Here is an 18,071-nt window from a genome sequence, read left to right on the forward strand (position 1 = left end):
GCAGCTGGCCGCGCGCTTCGAATCGTGGCGCGCCTTCACCGGCAACACCCAAAGTCCGTCCTTAGGATTCTGAACACCGATACCTCTACCGACTTTGCACGCTATTTCCGCCAACGTGACAACGCCCGCGCGAGCGGTGCACGACGACTGAGCGCCTGCCGTGCGCTACAGGGTGCCGGCCTGAGCGCGGGCACGGCGTGCCACCGGCCAGTCCCACGGCTTGACGATTGGGGCAATCTCGGCCGCCACGGCTTCCAGGTGAGAGAGCTCGGCTTCAGTCAACGCCGCATTCAACGTCAGACGCACCAGCGCGCGGTTCTTGCTGGTGGCCGGTGCGCAGAAGATCGCCCCGAACACGCCCCGGGTTTCCAGTTCGTCGCGCAGGCGCATGGTGTCCGGCTCGGTGCCGGCTTCGAGGGCAATGATCTGCTCGGTGCCTTGATGAATGGTGTAACCGAGCGCGGTCAGGCTGTCGCGCACGCGGCGCGTGATGACCTTGAGGCGCGCGCGCTCGGCATCGGCCTTCTGCAACACGTCCACCGTGGCCTTGAGGCCGGCCACCTCGTGCGGCAAAAGGCATGAACTGAAGATGTTCGGAAAGCTCGAGCTCAGGATGTAGTAGCGCATGCTGGCGGGCGCCGTGAAAAAACCGGCTCGCCCCGCGAGCGACTTGGCCAGGCTGGCGGAGATGAAATGCACGCGGTCTGTCAGGCCCAGCTCGGCGCAAAGGCCCGCACCGCCCGGCCCATGAGTTCCCAGCGAATGGGACTCATCCACCAGGATCATGCTGCCGTGTTTCTCGACCACCTCGAGAATCTCCTCCAGCGGGCAGACCGAGCCGGTGGTGCTGTAGACCGAGTCGACCACCACCACACCGGGACCATTCTTGGTCATCGTCTTGTCCAGGTGCGCCGCGTCGTTGTGGCGGAAGGCATGGGCCGGCGCCCGGGCTGCGTGTGCGCCCTCCCACAGCGAGGCGTGCGCCTGAGTGTCCAGATATACCGGCGTATGGGGATCGGCGATGGACTGCAACAGGCCCACGTTGGCCGAATAGCCCGACTGGCAGACGAAGGCGTCCTCCTTGCCAACCCAGTTGGCCAGCGCCATCTCCAGTGCGCGCGTGGGGTGCTGCTGCAAGAGGAACACGCCGGACTGCACGACGAACTCGCTGCCCTTGGTCAGGGCCTCGACCTGCGCGGCCACGATGTCGGGGTGACCGGTGACGCTGAGGTAGTCGTTGCCATCGAGACGCACAGCGTTGGGACCCGGGGACGACCCGTGAAGCACAAATTTGCCGCCCCAGGTGCCATTCCATCGCGGTTTGAAGTCCCGATCGATGCGCTGGACCAGCGTCGCCGCGAGCGGCGGGTTCTTGAAAACGACGTCTTGAGGCCGTTCCAGCGTTTCCATGGAGTTCTCCTGTGCGGATGGAAAACCCCATTGAAAAAAGAAATCTGTGAAAAATCACACGAACCCTGTCAGGGTTGACAGGGGTTGTGAGGCTTTCTACTCAAGTTTGCTGTCTTTTCGCCGACAGGCGGCGTTGCATCTGCGCAACTTGCGCTTGCGCGTCGCTGCGTCAGTTCTGGCGCCAGGGCAGTCCGCGGTACCGCCAGCCACCTTTGTGGCCCCGGTGGGCCTCGGCATCCGGGTCGCCCTCGAAGCCTTCCAGGATGTTGTAGGCCTCAAGCCCCAACTCGGTCGCGCGCCTGGCCGCGGCCACGGAGCGCACGCCACTTCGGCACAGCAGCACGAGCTTTTTGCCCGCCGCAGCCTCGCGCACCTGTTGGTCGAACGCGGGGTTGATCGCCATACCGGGCCACTGCTTCCATGCCGCAGCCGCCGCGCCGGGCACGAAACCCACCCACTCCCGCTCGGCGTCGGTGCGCACGTCGACCAGCACCGCCTCACCCGACTGCACCCACTGCCAGGCCAGCTCCGGCGACACGTCGCCCGCGTACCCGCCCTGGTGGGCGCCCGATGTCGGCACCGGCTGCATCCGCTGCGCGCCGCCCGCGTCGTGACGCAGGCCCGAACTCAGGTTGGCAGGCACGGCTTCGTCGATGCGCCGTGGCCGCGGCAGATCCAGCGCCGCCATCAAGGCCACGAACTCGGCCTCGGTCTTGCCGGCCACGCGGGCGTTGGCCGTTTTTTCGTGCCCGATGGTCGAATAGCTGCGACCCTGGTAGTCGTGGCCAGGCCAGACCGTGGTGCTGTCCGGCAAGGCAAACAGCACCTGGGTGATGCTGCGGTACAGCGCCTCGGCGCTGCCAGACTGGAAATCCGTGCGACCGCAGCCATTGATCAGCAGCGTATCGCCCGTGAACACGTGGTCGCGCCAGACGAAGCTCATGCTGCCTGCGGTGTGGCCTGGCGTGTGCAGTGCCTGAAGCGTTTCGCCGCCGAAGCGCAAGGTGTCGCCATGCCGCAGTTGCACGCCGGCGGTGCCGATGCCGCAGCCCATCGGCGCTGCGGTCTTCGCGCCAGCCAGCTCGGCCAGCCGGCCCGCGCTGGTGATGTGGTCGGCGTGTGCATGGGTCTCGATGGTCCAGACCAGCTTCAGGCCGTGCTCGCCAAGGGTCGCGAGATCGCGTTCAATCTGCTCGTCGACCGGGTCGATGATGAGCGCCTCGCGGCTGGCCTCGTCGAACAGGACGTAGGTGTAGGTGCTGGATGCGGGATCGAAGAGTTGCAGAGGTTTCATGAGAAGTTCTCGTGGGGCGACCGCCAATTGGCCCACATTGGTCTGATCCATGAGATGGCGGTGAATTTCATGATGCCATTCAAAATATTTCATCAGGTCGCGCAGGGCTTCGACTGCGAGGCGTCAAACCGGCCACGTGCATCGACGCGGTTCCCACTGTTGGTGAAAACCCTGTCTTGGTAAGCATGCTTACGGAAGGATGATGAATCTTTCCCAACATATTCTGGAGACAAACGATGACCGTGAAAAAAGCCGTCACATCCCGCCGCGGGATGCTCAAGGGCGCCGCCATCGCCACGGGGGCCATGGCTGTCCCCATGGTCGCCACCGCGCAGACCACCAGCCTGCGCTTCCAGTCGACATGGCCGTCCAAGGACATCTTCCACGAGTACGCCAACGACTTCGCGACCAAGGTCAACAACATGGCCGGCGGCAGGCTCAAGATCGAGGTGCTGCCCGCGGGCGCCGTGGTGCCGGCCTTCCAGTTGCTCGAAGCCGTTGCCAAGGGCACGCTCGATGGCGGTCACGGCGTGGTGGCGTACCACTACGGCAAGAACTCGGCCCTGGCGCTCTGGGGGTCCGGCCCCTCGTTCGGCATGGACCCGAACATGCTGCTGGCCTGGCACAACTACGGCGGCGGCAAGGAACTGCTGACCGAGATCTACAAGAGCCTGAACCTCGACGTGGTGTCCTACCTGTACGGACCCATGCCCACCCAGCCCTTTGGCTGGTTCAAGAAGCCGATCGCCAAGGTGGCGGACGTCAAGGGCACCAAGTTCCGCACCGTGGGCCTGGCGGTGGACATGTACACCGACATGGGCGCGGCCGTGAACCCGCTGCCCGGTGGCGAGATCGTGCCGGCCCTGGACCGTGGCCTCATCGATGGCGCCGAATTCAACAACGCCTCGTCGGACCGCCTGCTGGGCTTCCCCGATGTCGTGAAGAACTGCATGCTGCAGAGCTTCCACCAGTCGGGCGAGCAGTTCGAGATCCTGTTCAACAAGGGCAAGCTCGACGCGCTGCCGGCCGAGCTCAAGGCCATCATCGACTACGGCGTGCAGGCCGCCAGCGCCGACATGAGCTGGAAGGCCGTGCAGCGCAACTCGCAGGACTACATCGAGCTGAAGAAGCAGGGCGTGAAGTTCTACAAGACGCCCGACGCCGTGCTGCGCGCGCAACTGGCCTCCTGGGACAAGATCATGGAGAAGAAGGGCGGTGAGAACCCCTTGTTCAAGAAGGTGCTTGACTCGCAGAGGGCGTTCGCCCAGCGCGCGGGCCAGTGGCAGAACGACTACACCGTCGACTTCAAGATGGCCTACAACCACTACTTCGGCAAGGGCGCCAAGAAGAGCTGATTCACAGCTTGCCCGCAAAGGGCGCCTTCGGGCGCCCTTTTCTGTTTCCCGGAACCGCCAATGCAAAAACTCCTGCTCGCGATCGACCGCTTCTCGACCTGGTTCGGCAAGACCTGCGCCTGGTCGGTGGTGGCGCTGACGCTGCTGATCAGCTGGGAGGTTTTCTCCCGCTACGTGCTGAACAACCCGCATGCCTGGGTGTTGGACGCCCAGATCATGTTGTATGGCCTGCTGTTCATGACGGCCGGCGCCTACACCCTGGCGAAGAACGGCCATGTGCGCGGCGACGTGCTCTACGGCTTCTTTCGGCCACGCACGCAGGCCACGATCGACCTGCTGCTCTACATCGCGTTCTTCCTGCCCGGCATCGTCGCACTGACCTGGGCCGGCTGGACCTTTGCCAACGAGTCGCTGGCGATGCGCGAGCAGACCTTCAACGCCGACCCGATCCCGGTCTACCCGTTCAAGTTCGTGGTGCCCGTTGCGGGCGCATTCCTGCTGCTGCAGGGCATCGTGGAAATCATCCGCTGCGTCATCTGCCTGCAGACCGGCGAATGGCCCAGGCGTGAGGAGGACGTCGAGGAGGTCGACGTCGACAAACTCAAGGAAATGGTCCACGTGAAGGACGCCGACATCGAGGCACTGGACAGCCTGGGCAACAAGAAGGGCGGCCAGTGATGACGATCCGCAAGGAACTCTGGTTCGGCTTCACGCTGATGGGCCTGATCATCGCTGGCGTGCTGGCGATGGTGCTCAGCGTCGACACCATGGCCAACGGCCACTATGGCCTGCTCATGCTCTCGCTGGTGGTGGTGGCCATCATGCTGGGCTTTCCCACAGCGTTCACGCTCATGGGCATGGGGATGATCTTCACCTTCTTTGCCTACCACTCGGGCAATCAGACCGCGACCGGCGCGATCCAGCAGACGCTGGATCTGATGGTGCAGCGCGCGTTTTCGGTGATGGCCAGCGACGTGCTGATCGCGATTCCGTTGTTCGTGTTCATGGGCTACCTGGTCGAACGCGCCAACCTGATCGAGAAGCTGTTCCGCAGCCTGCATCTGGCGCTCTCGCGCGTGCCGGGTTCGCTGGCCGTGGCCACGCTGGTCACCTGCGCGGTGTTCGCCACCGCCACCGGCATCGTGGGCGCGGTGGTCACGCTCATGGGCTTGCTGGCGCTGCCACAGATGCTCAAGGGTGGCTACGACACGCGTCTGGCAGCCGGCTCCATCACCGCTGGCGGCTGCTTGGGCATCCTCATTCCGCCGTCGGTGCTGTTGATCGTCTACGGCGCCACCGCCGGTGTCTCGGTGGTCAAGCTCTACGCGGGCGCGTTCTTCCCCGGTCTCATGCTGGCGGGTCTGTACATCGTGTACGTCGTCGTTCTGGCCAAGCTCAAGCCGGCCTGGGCACCACCGCTGTCGGCCGAGCAGCGCAACGTGCCGTTGCCCGAGCCCCTGCTGAAAATGGGCGCCAGCGCGGGCAAATCGGCCCTGCTCGGCCTGCTGTCGGCGCTCAAGGGCCGCAACAACCAGGGCGTGTCCACGGGCTACCTGCTGCGCCAGCTCGGCATCGTGCTGTTGCCTGCGCTGCTGTTCGTGGGGGTGGCCGTGCTGAGCTACCCGAGCACCCCGAGCGCGGACACCGAGACCGGCGTCGACATCGAAGTGATGCGCCTGGGCGCCGAGCCATCGCAGCGCGAGGCACGCACGGGCCTGAGCGAGCCGCCCGTCGAGCAAGGTGCCGATGACGGCCTGGCCGAGCCCCCCGCCGAGGGCGAAGGCAGTGGTGACGGTGGCCTGGCCGAGCCGCCCGACGACGAGAGGGAAGGCAGCGCAGACGGCTTGGCCGAGCCCCCGGCCGAAGCCGAGGCAGGCGCCCTGGCCGAACCCGACGGGGCGGCAGCGCAGATGCCCTCGCCAGGCGCCGGCCTGAGCGAGCCCGCTGCGGCCGATGGCGTGGCCGAGCCACCCGGTGCGGACGCGCAAGACAGCGCCGCCGCGCAGCCGGGCAGCGGCTACTGGATCGGTGTGGCCGTGGGCGCGCTCGCTCTGGCGGTGTTCTACGCGCTGTTCAGCTACGCCCGGGTCGAAATCTTCAAGATGCTGCTCACCAGCTTCTTCCCGCTGATGGTGCTCATCCTGGCGGTGCTGGGTTCCATCGTCTTCGGTCTGGCCACTCCCACCGAGGCGGCGGCCGTGGGCGCCCTGGGCGGCTTCCTGCTGGCCGCGCTCTACCGCCAGCTCACCCTCACCGTGGTCAGGGAAAGTGTGTTCCTCACCGCCAAGACCAGCGCCATGGTGTGCTGGCTGTTCGTGGGGTCGGCCATCTTCTCGGCGGCGTTCGCGCTGCTGGGCGGGCAGGAGTTGGTGGAGACATGGGTGCTGAGCATGAACCTGTCGAAGACCGAGTTCCTGATCCTGTCGCAGGTCATCATCTTCATCCTGGGTTGGCCCCTGGAATGGACCGAGATCATCGTGATCTTCATGCCCATCTTCATCCCGCTGCTGGACAACTTCGGCGTCGACCCGCTGTTCTTCGGCCTGCTGGTGGCACTGAACCTGCAGACAGCCTTCCTCAGCCCACCGGTGGCCATGAGTGCGTTCTACCTCAAGGGCGTGGCGCCCAAGCATGTGACGCTGAACCAGATCTTCGCGGGCATGCTCCCGTTCATGGGCATCCAGATCATCGCCATCGTGCTGCTGTACTGGTTCCCCGAGATCGGCCTGTGGCTGCCCTCGGTGCTCTACAACTGAGCACCACGGGTCCGGCAAGGGGCGCTTCGGCGCCCCTTTTTCCTGGTTTGCCGCTATCATTGACGTTTACGTAAACGTCAATCTCACCCGACCCGATCAGGGTAGGCTTGCACCACCACCGGAGACGCCATGCCACGCACCAGCGACATCCGCCTGCCTTTCGACGCGCAGGTGCTGCGCGCGCCCAAAGACAGCCCCTGGCGCGCCTGGCAGATCGACCCCGAGACCGCGCAGCTCGCCCCGGTCTCGCTCAAGGCGCTCGATCCGGACGACAAACCCTTTTCGGGTGGCGACAAGTCGGCCGACAAGGCCACGGTCGACCGGCTCGCCGACGACATCGACCGGCTGCAGAACGTGTTCCACCCGGACGGCCGCTACAAGCTGCTGCTGGTGTTGCAGGGCACCGACACCTCGGGCAAGGACGGCACGGTGCGCGGGGTGTTCTCGCGCACCAGTCCGCTGGGCGTGCGCACCGTGGGCTGGAAGGCGCCCACCGAAACCGAGCGCGCGCGCGACTTCCTCTGGCGCATCCACCAGGCCATGCCGGGCAACGGCGAAATCGTGGTCTTCAACCGCAGCCACTACGAGGACGTGCTGGTGCCCGTGGTCAACCGCTGGATCGACAAGGACCAGACGCAGCAGCGCTACGCCCACATCAACGACTTCGAGCGCCTGCTCGCCGAGACCGGCACCGTGATCCTCAAGTTCATGCTGCACATCGGCTTCGACGAGCAGCGCCAGCGCCTGCAGGACCGCATCGACGACCCCGACAAGCACTGGAAGTTCAGCCTCGGCGATCTCGAGGTGCGCAAGCAATGGCCGCAGTACCAGAAGGCCTACGAGGACCTGCTCGCGGCCACCAGCACGCCCTGGGCCCCGTGGACCGTGGTGCCCGCGAACAGCAAGACCCACCGCAACCTGATGGTCGCCACCATCGTGCGCGACACATTGCGCGCGCTCGGGCTGCGCTTCCCGCCCGAAGACCCCGCGCTGACGAAACTGCGCGTCGAATGAATCCACCCGCCACAGAGAGAGACGAACCATGACCCAGCTGAGCGCCGACTACCTGGCCCTGGCCAACTACCGCCCCACGCACAAGGTGCGCTTCGTCACCGCCGCCAGCCTGTTCGACGGGCACGACGCGGCCATCAACATCATGCGACGCATCCTGCAGGGCATGGGCGCCGAGGTGATCCACCTGGGCCACAACCGCTCGGTGGACGAAGTCGTCACCGCCGCGCTGCAGGAAGACGCGCAGGGCATCGCGATCAGTTCCTACCAGGGTGGCCACGTGGAGTACTTCAAGTACATGGTGGACCTGCTCAAGAGCCGCGGCGGCGAGCACATCCAGGTCTTCGGTGGCGGTGGCGGCGTGATCGTGCCGGCCGAGATCCGCGAACTGCAGGACTACGGGGTGACGCGCATCTACAGCCCGGAAGACGGGCAGAAAATGGGCCTGGCCGGCATGATCGGCGAGATGGTCATGCGCTGCGACCGCGACCTGAGCCCCTACGCCCCCAAGGCGCTGGCGGCCATCGAGGGCCAGGGTGAAATGAACTGGCGCGCGCTGGCGCAGCTCATCACGGTCCTGGAGAACGCCAGTGCCGATACGGCCATCGTCAGCGCGCTGCGCGAACAGGCCAGCACGAAGAAGGTGCCCGTGCTCGGCATCACCGGCACCGGTGGCGCGGGCAAGTCCTCGCTCACCGACGAGCTCATCCGCCGACTGCGCCTGGATCAGGGCGACCGCCTGCGCGTGGCGGTGATCAGCATCGACCCGTCGCGGCGCAAGAGCGGTGGCGCACTGCTCGGTGACCGCATCCGCATGAACGCGATCAACCCGTGGCAGCAAGGCCAGCGCGTCTACATGCGCAGCCTGGCCACGCGCGACTTCGGCAGCGAGATCAGCGCCGCCCTGCCCGACGTGATCGCCGCCTGCAAGTGCGCCGGGTTCGATCTGATCGTGGTCGAGACCTCCGGCATCGGCCAGGGCGATGCCGCCATCGTGCCGCACGTGGACGTGCCGATGTACGTGATGACGCCCGAGTTCGGTGCGGCCAGCCAGCTCGAGAAGATCGACATGCTCGACTTCGCTGCCTTCGTCGCCATCAACAAGTTCGACCGCAAGGGCGCGCTCGATGCGCTGCGCGACGTCGCCAAGCAGGTGCAGCGCAACCAGGAGGCCTGGAGCACACCGCCCGATCAGATGCCGGTGTTCGGCACCATGGCCGCGCGCTTCAACGACGACGGCGTGACCGCGCTCTACCAGGCGCTCAAGACGAAGCTGGGCACGCTCGGCCTGCCGCTGCAGGAAGGCCTCCTGCCCATCGTGAAGGTGCGTCACAGCACCAACCAGACGCCGATCGTGCCCCCGGCGCGCACGCGCTACCTGGCCGAGATCAGCGACACCGTGCGCGGCTACAAGCAAAAGGCCATCGAGCAAGCGCGCCTGGCGCGCGAGATCCAGCAGCTCACGGCCAGCGCGGCCATGCTGCGCGTGGAAAAGCCCGAGCGGTCACGTGCCGCCGAAGCGGTGATCGACCTGGCCCAGGTGCGCGAACTCGATCAGGACCCGGGCGCGCGCAAGCTGCTCGCCCAATGGCCCGACATGCAGAAGGCCTACGCGGGCGACGAGTACGTGGTGAAGATCCGGGACAAGGAGATCCGCACCGCGCTCACCACGAAGAGCCTCTCGGGCACGGTGATTCGCAAGGTCGCGCTGCCGAAGTACGAAGACCACGGCGAGATCCTCAAGTGGCTGATGCTGGACAACGTGCCCGGCAGCTTCCCCTACACCGCCGGCACCTTCGCCTTCAAGCGCGAAGGCGAGGACCCCACGCGCATGTTCGCAGGCGAGGGCGATGCGTTCCGCACCAACCGCCGCTTCAAGCTGCTCTCCGAAGGCATGGCGGCCAAGCGCCTGTCCACCGCCTTCGACTCGGTCACGCTCTACGGCAACGACCCCGACCCGCGCCCCGACATCTACGGCAAGGTCGGCAACTCGGGCGTGTCCATCGCCACGCTGGACGACATGAAGGTGCTCTACGGCGGATTCGATCTCTGCCACCCGGCCACCTCCGTCTCCATGACCATCAATGGCCCGGCGCCCAGCATCCTGGCCATGTTCATGAACACCGCGATCGACCAGAACCTGGAAAAGTTCGAGAAGGAAAACGGCCGACAGCCCACCGACACCGAAGCCGCCAAGATCCGCGAATGGGTGCTGGCCAACGTGCGCGGCACGGTGCAGGCGGACATCCTGAAGGAAGACCAGGGCCAGAACACCTGCATCTTCAGCACCGAGTTCTCGCTCAAGGTGATGGGCGACATCGCCGAGTATTTCGTGCACCACGATGTGCGCAACTTCTACTCGGTGTCGATCTCGGGGTATCACATTGCCGAAGCCGGCGCGAACCCCATCAGCCAGCTCGCCTTCACGCTGTCCAACGGCTTCACGTTTGTGGAAGCGTACCTCGCGCGCGGCATGCACATCGACGATTTCGCGCCCAACCTGTCGTTCTTCTTCAGCAACGGCATGGACCCGGAATACACCGTTCTGGGCCGCGTGGCGCGGCGCATCTGGGCGGTGGCGATGCGCGACCGCTATGGCGCGAACGAACGCAGCCAGAAGCTGAAGTACCACGTGCAGACCAGCGGCCGCTCGCTGCACGCGCAGGAGATCCAGTTCAACGACATCCGCACCACGCTGCAGGCGCTGATTGCCATCTACGACAACTGCAACAGCCTGCACACCAATGCCTTCGACGAGGCCATCACCACGCCCACCGAAGACTCGGTGCGCCGCGCCATGGCGATCCAGCTCATCATCAACCGCGAGTGGGGTCTGGCGAAAAACGAAAATCCGAACCAGGGCGCCTTCATCATCGATGAGCTCACCGAACTGGTCGAGGAAGCCGTGCTGCAGGAGTTCGAGAAGATCGCCGAGCGCGGTGGCGTGCTCGGCGCGATGGAAACCGGCTACCAGCGCGGCAAGATCCAGGACGAGTCCATGCACTACGAGATGCTCAAGCACACGGGCGAATACCCGATCGTGGGCGTGAACACCTTCCGCAACCCGCACGGCGACCTCACGCCCGAGACGCTGGAACTCGCGCGCTCGACCGACGACGAAAAGCAAAGCCAGCTCAAGCGCCTGGCCGACTTCCACACCCGCCATGCCGGCGAGTCACCCGCCATGCTCGAGCGACTGCGTCAGGCGGTGATTCAGAATGGCAACGTGTTCGAGGTGCTGATGGACGCGGTGCGCGTGTGTTCGCTCGGGCAGATCACCAGCGCGTTGTTCGAGGTGGGCGGGCAATACCGCCGGAACATGTGATCAACGAGCCTTGAGGCCCGTTGATCACACAGGGTTCGCCAGTGGCAGGTTCAGCAGCAGGTTCTGCGGTTTGAGCTTGAGCAGGCCGTCTGCACCCATCGCCAGCCCCAGATAGACCGGCTTGCCGCGCACGTCGGCGCGCATGTGCAAGGGGTCATCAAACGTCAGGCGAAACAGGCTGATCAGACGCCGCTGGCGCTCGGGCTCCACCTCGTGACCGAGGTACAGATCGTTGAGCAAGGCGGAGGCCTGCGCGTCCAGCCCCAGATGCCAGCGCCATGAGGGATCTTCGACACGCGCCTCGGGTTGAATCCTCACCTCCACGCCGTGGAAGTGCAGCACCCATTTCTCCAGCACGGCGGCCAGCCCCTTCAGGCCAGAACGCGCGCGGTTCATCGTGAGCGTGAGGCCGTGGGGCAGCTCGTTCTGCACCTCATGCGTGAGGTCAAGCACAAAGTTGAACCGGCCTGCTCCGGCGCGGCTGAGCAGATAGCGTTCGGCGTTGTCGTCGCCGAGCACTTCGACCTGTGTCTCGCGCAGACTGGCACCTCCCTGCACCAGCAAGCGGCCCACCTCACCCAGGCCTCCCGTTTCGTTCAGCATGTCCAGCACCTCGCTGTCGCCGCTGAGCACACGGCCTTCCTGCACGCTCACACGCTGCCGGCGAAACAGCATCTCGGCCGCGCGCCAGCGCCACGCATCGGTCTCGCCATTCAGCACCTGGCAGACCACGGCCTGCACCATCAGGTCCAGAAACAGCGGCGGCACCTGGATCGCGCCAGACTTGAAAAAACCGGCGTAGGCCGCTTCCAGAGAGCCGGCGGCAATCACCGCGTCGCGGAACCCGAGGAACAGGCGAAGGTTGGCGCGCGCGTCCTCGTCCTCGAACGCATCAATATCGCCCGACGCCACCGTGCGCGTGGGCGCCTGAACCAGCGAGGCATGCAGGGCGCGTTCGGCATCGCAGGATTCGTCAACCAGCGCGAGCTCCGGGCGTGCCAGCCAGAGCCGCCAGTAGTCATCGGTGGGAACCAGCCAGCCGCGTTCGTTGCAGGTGAGTCGGTCGTGGCCGCAGGTCGACCAGATGGTGCTTGAGGTGTCGGGCATGAAAAACCCGCGACACGCAGGCAGCGCGTCGCGGGTGGACTGAAGCTGTGGGTGAACGGATTGTCGTTCAACCTGGCGCTGAAGGCGGGGTGCCGTGGCAACCCCGGTCCGCGCGCCGTCAGCGAATGAGGTAAGGACCCTTCCAATCCAGCGGAAGCAAGGAATAGCTCGAAGGTTGATGGGTATAGCCGATGCTCAGGCTCTGGCCATCAGTCCTGACGTTGCCACGGGTGGTGAGTCGGCGTCCTACGAGCACCACGTCGGCATTGGTCCGGGAACCCCGGGCAAAGCGGTTGTTCTCAACGATGACGTCTTCGATGCCTTCGTTGCTGTCCGGACCATCGTTCTGCGGACGGACCGCAACCGTCCAGGCGTTGTTGTCGGCCGGATCGCCCATGAGGTTGTTGGCAATGACAATCTGGCTGGATGCCCAGTTGGAGCCCGAGAGGGCGTAGTTGTCGTTGTACGCGCCAACCCCACCCGAATGCAGCTTGAGCGAATGACGAAGACCGTCCGAGGACATGCCTCTGAGCGCGTTGTGCGCTATCACCGTCTTGTGAGCCCGGTAGAGGCGCACCGTGTGTTGGCTGGCGCGGCCGAAGTCGTTGCCCAGCAAGGCCATGCGGGAGGCGACCGCCTGCAGGTTGGCCAGCGGCACTTCGTCGTTCTCGGTGCTGCCGATCACGCGGTTCTCCACGATGAAGATCTCGCGCGGGTTGTAGAACGCACTCACCGGCGCAGTCCTGTACGGATCGAGTGGCGCCCAGTAGTCGATGGCACTTCCAATGATGATGCCGTTATTGACGCTGCTGCCGGGATCGTCGAGGTCGTTGCGCAGAATGAGCAGCTTGGAAGCCGACGCCGTCTGTTCAATGCCATTGGCGATATCGAGATCCATCACGGTGATGTCGTCGGGGAAGTCCCCGCTCCCTCCGCGACCTGTGCCGATCTGCACAGACTGAATCCGTGGTTTCGCGCCCGTGCCGTAGGCACCGACCTGAACGCCATCGTCTTCATTGCGCACCGAGATCGCGGCAAAACTCTCGCCCCTGCGCAACAGGACACGCTTGCCATCCAGGCTGGAAGGCAGCGTCGTCTGCTGCGCAGCCCCCGACGGGCAACCCGCATAGTTGGCCGAGGTCGACACACACACCGTTCGGGTGCCCGAATAGAACGCTGCCGCGTCCTGAACCGTCACCGAAACCGTTGCCTCGTGAGATTGCCCATTGGGAGCCGCAACGCGGACACGAACGGAATAGGTGCCAGGCAGCTCGAACACGTGCGCCGCCAGCGGGCCACCGCTCTGGGTGTTCTTTGAGACGCCCGAGAGGCCCCACGTTTGTCCGCTGTTGTCGCCAAAGTTGAATTCGTACGACAGATCGTGGAACGCATAGGTACCACTCGTTCCCAATGACGACCCTGTGGCATCGAACATGACGGCCAGGGGAGCAACGCCACTCAACCGGGTTGCCTGCAGAGCGGCGGTAGGAGCCCCGCCGGGTGCCGGTGCCGGTGCCGGTGCCGGTGCCGGTGCCGGTGCGGGTGCGGGTGCGGGTGCAGGTGCAGGTGCGGGTGCAGGTGCAGGTGCGGGTGCAGGTGCAGGTGCGGGTGCGGGTGCAGGTGCAGGTGCAGGTGCAGGTGCAGGTGCAGGTGCAGGTGCAGGTGCAGGTGCAGGTGCAGGTGCAGGTGCAGGTGCAGGTGCAGGTGCAGGTGCGGGTGCGGGTGCGGGTGCGGGTGCGGGTGCGGGTGCCGGTGCTGCGGCTGTTGCGGTCTGTATCTGACACGACTTGATCGTATTCGGAACCGGATCCTGGCCGAAATAGCTATTGGTGCACCAACCGCTGCTGTCCACGGTCTTGAACAGCCAGCGATCACCTGCACCATAACGAACGCTCTTCGTTCCCGAAAAGTTGAACGTCTCGTACTCGTTGGCAACCTTGGACCAGCCGTCAGGTGCAGGTGCAGGTGCAGGTGCGGGTGCAGGTGCAGGTGCAGGTGCGGGGCTCGGTGCAGATGCAACCTGGGTCTGGCATGACTTGATGACATTGGGAGCCGGGTCGGTACCGAAGTAGCCATTGGTGCACAACCCTCTGCTGCTCACGGTTTTGTACAGCCAGCGGTCTCCTGCACCGTAGCGAACGTTTTTCGTTCCAGACAACCTGAAGAACTGGTGTTCGTCGGCCACCTTGGACCAAGTGGAAGTGGTCGTCTGGGCGTTCACCGGGCTGGCAGCAACGGAAATCAACACCGCGCAGGCTGCCAGCAGGCTGCCCTGGGGCGCGAAGGAGAACTTGCAAGAAGGAGTCTGGAAGTGATTCATGAAACAAGAAAGAAGAGCAGGTGGCAATGTCAAGACGCCGATGAAAGAGCACTGCTGTGCAGCGCAATCCATAGGGCCGGAGCTGTGCGTTGCGGCATCACAAAGAGCACCTTGCTGCACGCCATGTCGGGCAAGCAAAAAGGGGTTTCTGGGTGAAAGATCACACTCCACACTTAAGAGAAGTTTCGGCCACCGGGGATGGCGTGATTACTCTCACACGGATGGACGGATGTGCGCGAAGCGTGGAAGGAGTATTGCCCGCCAAACGACGCTTGGCTGCGTACAGACGGTGTGGATTGGTAACTAAATTCCAATCAGAAAAGCCACCCCGCGACGTCGTGCGGCGGCCGTCGAAGGCATCGGCAAGGCGTCTGGTAACACCCCATACCTTTTGACACGGCATCGACGCCTGCCGATCCGTCGCAGCCCATCTCGCTCACAATACCGTCATGCCAAAAGACATCAGTCTCATCGGCGCGCCGACCGACATCGGCGCAGGCGCCCGGGGAGCCTCCATGGGGCCTGAGGCCCTGCGGGTGGCGGGGCTGGCCGCCGTGCTGGAGGGCCATGGGCTGCGGGTGATTGACCGGGGCAATCTCACAGGCCCCGCCAACCCCTGGCAACCACCGACCGACGGCTACCGCCACCTGCCGGAAGTCGTGGCCTGGAACCTGGCCCTGCATGAAGCGGTGCACGCCGAACTCACGCAGGGTCGCATGCCCATCGTGCTCGGTGGCGACCACTGCCTGGGACTTGGATCCATCAGCGCCGTGGCGCGCCACTGCCGGGAGACGGGCCGAAAGCTGCGCGTGCTCTGGCTGGACGCCCACGCCGACTTCAACACCGCCGCGCTCACTCCCAGCGGCAACATCCACGGCATGCCGGTGGCGCTGCTGTGCGGTATGGGGCCACCGGAACTCACGGGTATTGGAGGCACCACGCCCGCCATCAACGCCAGCGTGGTGCGGCAGATCGGCATTCGCAGCGTGGATGCGGGCGAGAAACGCCTGGTGCACCAGGCGGGCCTGGAGGTGTTCGACATGCGCTACATCGACGAAATGGGCATGCGCCACACGATGGATCAGGCGCTGCAGGGTCTGGACGACAGCACCCACCTGCACGTGAGCTTCGACGTTGATTTCCTCGATCCCGAGATCGCGCCCGGCGTGGGCACCACCGTGCCCGGTGGCCCAACCTACCGCGAGGCGCAGCTGTGCATGGAGATGATCGCCGACACCGGCCGGCTCGCTTCACTCGATGTGATGGAACTCAACCCTGCGCTGGATGTTCGCAACCGCACCGCCATGCTGGCGGTGGACCTGATCGAAAGCCTGTTTGGCAAGTCGACGCTGATGCGCAAGAACTAAGGTTGTAATCTTGTTACCACCTTAGTGCGACTTTGTCGGCGCAGAGACAGTCAGCTCTTGCCCACGAGTTCCAGGTGCTCCACCACCGGTGGCTGGGCGAAGAACGGGCCGACGATGGCGCGCCACTGCGCGAAGGCGTCGGAGCCCCTGAAACCCACGGTGTGGTCCTCCAGCGTGTCCCAATAGATCATCAGCAGGTAGCGACCCGGGCTTTCGATGCTGCGGTTCACCTTGAAGCCCTTGAAGCCCTTCGACTTCGCGACCACGGTGGTCACGCCGCGAAGGATGGCCTCTTCAAAGGCTGAGCTCTTCGCGGGGTCGATGCGGATGTCCGCGTGTTCGAGAATCATGGTGCTGCTCCTGGTTCGGCTGGTCTGTGGCAATGCGATCCTCGCGCATCATATCGACCGCCTTCTCCGCCATCATGATCACCGGCGCGTTGGTGTTGCCACCCACCACGCTGGGCATGACCGAGGCGTCGACCACCCGCAGACCGGCCACACCGTGCACGCGCAGCCGCGCATCCACCACGTCCATGGGGCCCCGCCCCATCCTGCAGGTACCCACCGGGTGATAGATCGTGTCCGCATGGTTGCGGATGAACTGCTCGATCTGCGCATCGCTCTGCGCCTGTGCCGACACCGCCGATTCGGTGCCTCCGTGGCGCGCCAGCGCCGGCTGCTGCAGCAGTTGCCGCATGGCCTTGAAGCCGCGCACGAGACGCGCCGTGTCGTCGGCATCCTGCAGAAAGGCGGGGTCGATCAGCGGCGCCACCTGCGGGTCGGCGCTGGCCAGGCGCAGCGTGCCCCGGCTCTTCGGTCGCAACAGGCAGACGTGGCACGAATACCCGTGACCGAACACCGTCTTGCGCCCGTGATCCACCAGCTTGCCGACCACGAAGTGCAGCTGCAGATCCGGGATCGCCTCGCCGGGCGCACTCCGGATGAAACCGCCGGCCTCGGCGAAGTTGGTCGTGAGCATGCCGCTGCGCTGTCGTCGCCACTCGAAGATGCCGCGCACGGCGCGCACCATGCCGGTGAGCGAGATCCCGAACAAGTCCTTGATTTTCGGCGCGTTGACGACGATCACCACGTCCACGTGGTCGTGCAGGTTCTCGCCCACGCCGGGCAGGTCGCGCACCACGCGCACGCCAAGCTCGTTCAGGTGCCCCGCCGGCCCGATGCCCGAGAGCATGAGCAGTTGCGGTGAACCGAAGGCGCCCGCGCTCGACACCACCTCGCCGCCTTCCCTCAACCGCAGGATCTGCAGCGGGCCGCGCCCGGCATTCGACCGGTATTCCACGGCCACGGCGCGCACCACGCCACCTTCCTCGGTGTCGGTGACGATGCGGGTGGTCAGCGCATTCGTGATCACCTGCAAGTTGGGTCGGTCCAGGTGCGGCGTGAGGTAGGCCTTGGCGGCGCTGCAGCGCTCACCGTTGCGGTGCGTGACCTGGTAGGTCCCCACACCTTCCTGCTCGGGGCCATTGAAATCGCGGTTGAGCGCGTGGCCAGCCTGCACGCCGGCTTCGATGAAGGCCGGCAGGAACGGGTTCGGGCTGCGCAGGTCCATCACGTTGAGAGGTCCGCCCTGGCCATGCAGCGCGTCCGCGCCGCGCTCGTTGTGCTCGGCGCGCTTGAAGTAAGGCAGCACGTCGGCGAAGGACCAGCCGGGGTTGCCCTGCGCGGCCCAGTTGTCGTAGTCGCTGGCGTGGCCGCGCGCGTAGATCATGGCGTTGATGGAGCTGGACCCACCCAGCACCTTGCCGCGGGGCTGGTAACCGCGCCGACCGTTAAGACCGGGCTGCGGCACGGTGCCATAGCCCCAGCCATTGAGCTCGAACTTCGCCATCGCCGCCAGACCCGCCGGGCAATGAATGAGCACGCTGCTGTCCGGCGGACCGGCCTCGATCAGAGCCACCCGCAGGGCGGGGTCTTCGCTGAGGCGGGACGCCAGCACGCAGCCGGCAGATCCACCGCCCACGATGATGTAGTCGTACATGTCTGTCTCCGTGGCGCCGCGCGCCGGAAAGGGTGCGCGACAATCACCGGGCAAGGTAGCACGCCCCCCTCTGCCGGATTAGGCAGAACCGCCTAGGAAAGACACGCCGGCGACGCCGGGTTTAC

At 65.2% G+C, this 18,071-nt stretch carries 13 protein-coding genes and 1 pseudogene; 7 read left to right on the forward strand and 7 right to left on the reverse strand.

The window, feature by feature from the left end; genetic code table 11:
* Window positions 1-165: 165 nt before the first annotated feature.
* From cqsA to AB7P10_RS09330, 3 genes and pseudogenes are all read right to left on the reverse strand, one after another.
* Window positions 166-1,410: an alpha-hydroxyketone-type quorum-sensing autoinducer synthase gene (gene cqsA / locus AB7P10_RS09320; protein ID WP_428293566.1), complete on the reverse strand. Its 1,245-nt coding sequence runs from the start codon at window positions 1,408-1,410 to the stop codon at window positions 166-168.
* Window positions 1,411-1,579: 169 nt separating this feature from the next.
* Window positions 1,580-1,999: a rhodanese-like domain-containing protein gene (locus AB7P10_RS09325; RefSeq protein ID WP_428293741.1), complete on the reverse strand. Its 420-nt coding sequence runs from the start codon at window positions 1,997-1,999 to the stop codon at window positions 1,580-1,582.
* Between the two features lie 204 nt (window positions 2,000-2,203).
* A pseudogene (locus AB7P10_RS09330) lies at window positions 2,204-2,797 on the reverse strand (MBL fold metallo-hydrolase); the annotation flags it as partial.
* Between the two features lie 143 nt (window positions 2,798-2,940).
* Between AB7P10_RS09330 and AB7P10_RS09335 the strand changes: the two are divergent.
* From AB7P10_RS09335 to icmF, 5 genes are all read left to right on the forward strand, one after another.
* Window positions 2,941-4,059: a TRAP transporter substrate-binding protein gene (locus AB7P10_RS09335; RefSeq protein ID WP_428293567.1), complete on the forward strand. Its 1,119-nt coding sequence runs from the start codon at window positions 2,941-2,943 to the stop codon at window positions 4,057-4,059.
* 60 nt (window positions 4,060-4,119) lie between these two features.
* Entirely contained in the window at window positions 4,120-4,737 is a 618-nt protein-coding gene (locus tag AB7P10_RS09340; protein WP_428293568.1) for a TRAP transporter small permease subunit, read from the forward strand.
* The gene (locus AB7P10_RS09345) at window positions 4,737-6,815 is read left to right on the forward strand and encodes a TRAP transporter large permease subunit (RefSeq protein WP_428293569.1); all 2,079 of its coding nucleotides are present in this window, start codon (window positions 4,737-4,739) and stop codon (window positions 6,813-6,815) included. The genes AB7P10_RS09340 and AB7P10_RS09345 overlap by 1 nt, the downstream gene beginning before the upstream one ends.
* Before the next feature lie 129 nt (window positions 6,816-6,944).
* The gene (locus AB7P10_RS09350; protein ID WP_428293570.1) at window positions 6,945-7,829 is read left to right on the forward strand and encodes a PPK2 family polyphosphate kinase; all 885 of its coding nucleotides are present in this window, start codon (window positions 6,945-6,947) and stop codon (window positions 7,827-7,829) included.
* 28 nt (window positions 7,830-7,857) lie between these two features.
* Window positions 7,858-11,151, forward strand: coding sequence for a fused isobutyryl-CoA mutase/GTPase IcmF (icmF, locus tag AB7P10_RS09355; RefSeq protein WP_428293571.1), 3,294 nt, complete (start codon window positions 7,858-7,860; stop codon window positions 11,149-11,151).
* 24 nt (window positions 11,152-11,175) lie between these two features.
* Here the strand turns inward: icmF and AB7P10_RS09360 are convergent, their stop codons facing one another.
* A complete protein-coding gene (locus tag AB7P10_RS09360; RefSeq protein ID WP_428293572.1) occupies window positions 11,176-12,258 on the reverse strand; it encodes a DUF6352 family protein in 1,083 nt (360 codons plus the stop codon).
* A 118-nt stretch (window positions 12,259-12,376) separates the two neighbouring features.
* The gene (locus tag AB7P10_RS09365) at window positions 12,377-13,693 is read right to left on the reverse strand and encodes a PKD domain-containing protein (protein WP_428293573.1); all 1,317 of its coding nucleotides are present in this window, start codon (window positions 13,691-13,693) and stop codon (window positions 12,377-12,379) included.
* A gap of 65 nt (window positions 13,694-13,758) precedes the next feature.
* On the opposite strand from AB7P10_RS09365, the gene AB7P10_RS09370 reads away from it, so the two are divergent.
* Window positions 13,759-14,049, forward strand: a complete 291-nt coding sequence (locus tag AB7P10_RS09370) for a hypothetical protein (RefSeq protein WP_428293574.1) — start codon at window positions 13,759-13,761, stop codon at window positions 14,047-14,049.
* Window positions 14,050-15,027: 978 nt separating this feature from the next.
* Complete coding sequence (gene rocF, locus AB7P10_RS09375; RefSeq protein WP_428293575.1) at window positions 15,028-15,945, forward strand: arginase; 918 nt, start codon at window positions 15,028-15,030, stop codon at window positions 15,943-15,945.
* A 50-nt stretch (window positions 15,946-15,995) separates the two neighbouring features.
* Here the strand turns inward: rocF and AB7P10_RS09380 are convergent, their stop codons facing one another.
* Window positions 15,996-16,295 (reverse strand): antibiotic biosynthesis monooxygenase family protein, encoded by a 300-nt coding sequence (locus AB7P10_RS09380; RefSeq protein WP_428293576.1) that lies wholly within the window; start codon window positions 16,293-16,295, stop codon window positions 15,996-15,998.
* Window positions 16,240-17,946 carry a GMC family oxidoreductase gene (locus tag AB7P10_RS09385; protein WP_428293577.1) on the reverse strand — a complete coding sequence of 569 codons (1,707 nt, stop codon included), beginning with the start codon at window positions 17,944-17,946 and terminating at the stop codon, window positions 16,240-16,242. Before AB7P10_RS09385 ends, AB7P10_RS09380 begins: the two co-directional genes overlap by 56 nt.
* Between the last annotated feature and the right edge of the window lie 125 nt (window positions 17,947-18,071).

It is taken from the genome of Hydrogenophaga sp. (assembly GCF_050182545.1).
Lineage (GTDB): Bacteria > Pseudomonadota > Gammaproteobacteria > Burkholderiales > Burkholderiaceae_C > Hydrogenophaga.

Coding starts and splice junctions, on each gene's coding strand:
- AB7P10_RS09380 (WP_428293576.1), bottom strand. CDS start 16,295: ATGATTCTCGAACACGCGGACATCCGCATCGACCCCGCGAAGAGCTCA.
- AB7P10_RS09385 (WP_428293577.1), bottom strand. CDS start 17,946: ATGTACGACTACATCATCGTGGGCGGTGGATCTGCCGGCTGCGTGCTG.
- AB7P10_RS09350 (WP_428293570.1), top strand. CDS start 6,945: ATGCCACGCACCAGCGACATCCGCCTGCCTTTCGACGCGCAGGTGCTG.
- cqsA (WP_428293566.1), bottom strand. CDS start 1,410: ATGGAAACGCTGGAACGGCCTCAAGACGTCGTTTTCAAGAACCCGCCG.
- rocF (WP_428293575.1), top strand. CDS start 15,028: ATGCCAAAAGACATCAGTCTCATCGGCGCGCCGACCGACATCGGCGCA.
- AB7P10_RS09325 (WP_428293741.1), bottom strand. CDS start 1,999: ATGCAGCCGGTGCCGACATCGGGCGCCCACCAGGGCGGGTACGCGGGC.
- AB7P10_RS09360 (WP_428293572.1), bottom strand. CDS start 12,258: ATGCCCGACACCTCAAGCACCATCTGGTCGACCTGCGGCCACGACCGA.
- AB7P10_RS09340 (WP_428293568.1), top strand. CDS start 4,120: ATGCAAAAACTCCTGCTCGCGATCGACCGCTTCTCGACCTGGTTCGGC.
- icmF (WP_428293571.1), top strand. CDS start 7,858: ATGACCCAGCTGAGCGCCGACTACCTGGCCCTGGCCAACTACCGCCCC.
- AB7P10_RS09365 (WP_428293573.1), bottom strand. CDS start 13,693: ATGTTCGATGCCACAGGGTCGTCATTGGGAACGAGTGGTACCTATGCG.
- AB7P10_RS09345 (WP_428293569.1), top strand. CDS start 4,737: ATGACGATCCGCAAGGAACTCTGGTTCGGCTTCACGCTGATGGGCCTG.
- AB7P10_RS09335 (WP_428293567.1), top strand. CDS start 2,941: ATGACCGTGAAAAAAGCCGTCACATCCCGCCGCGGGATGCTCAAGGGC.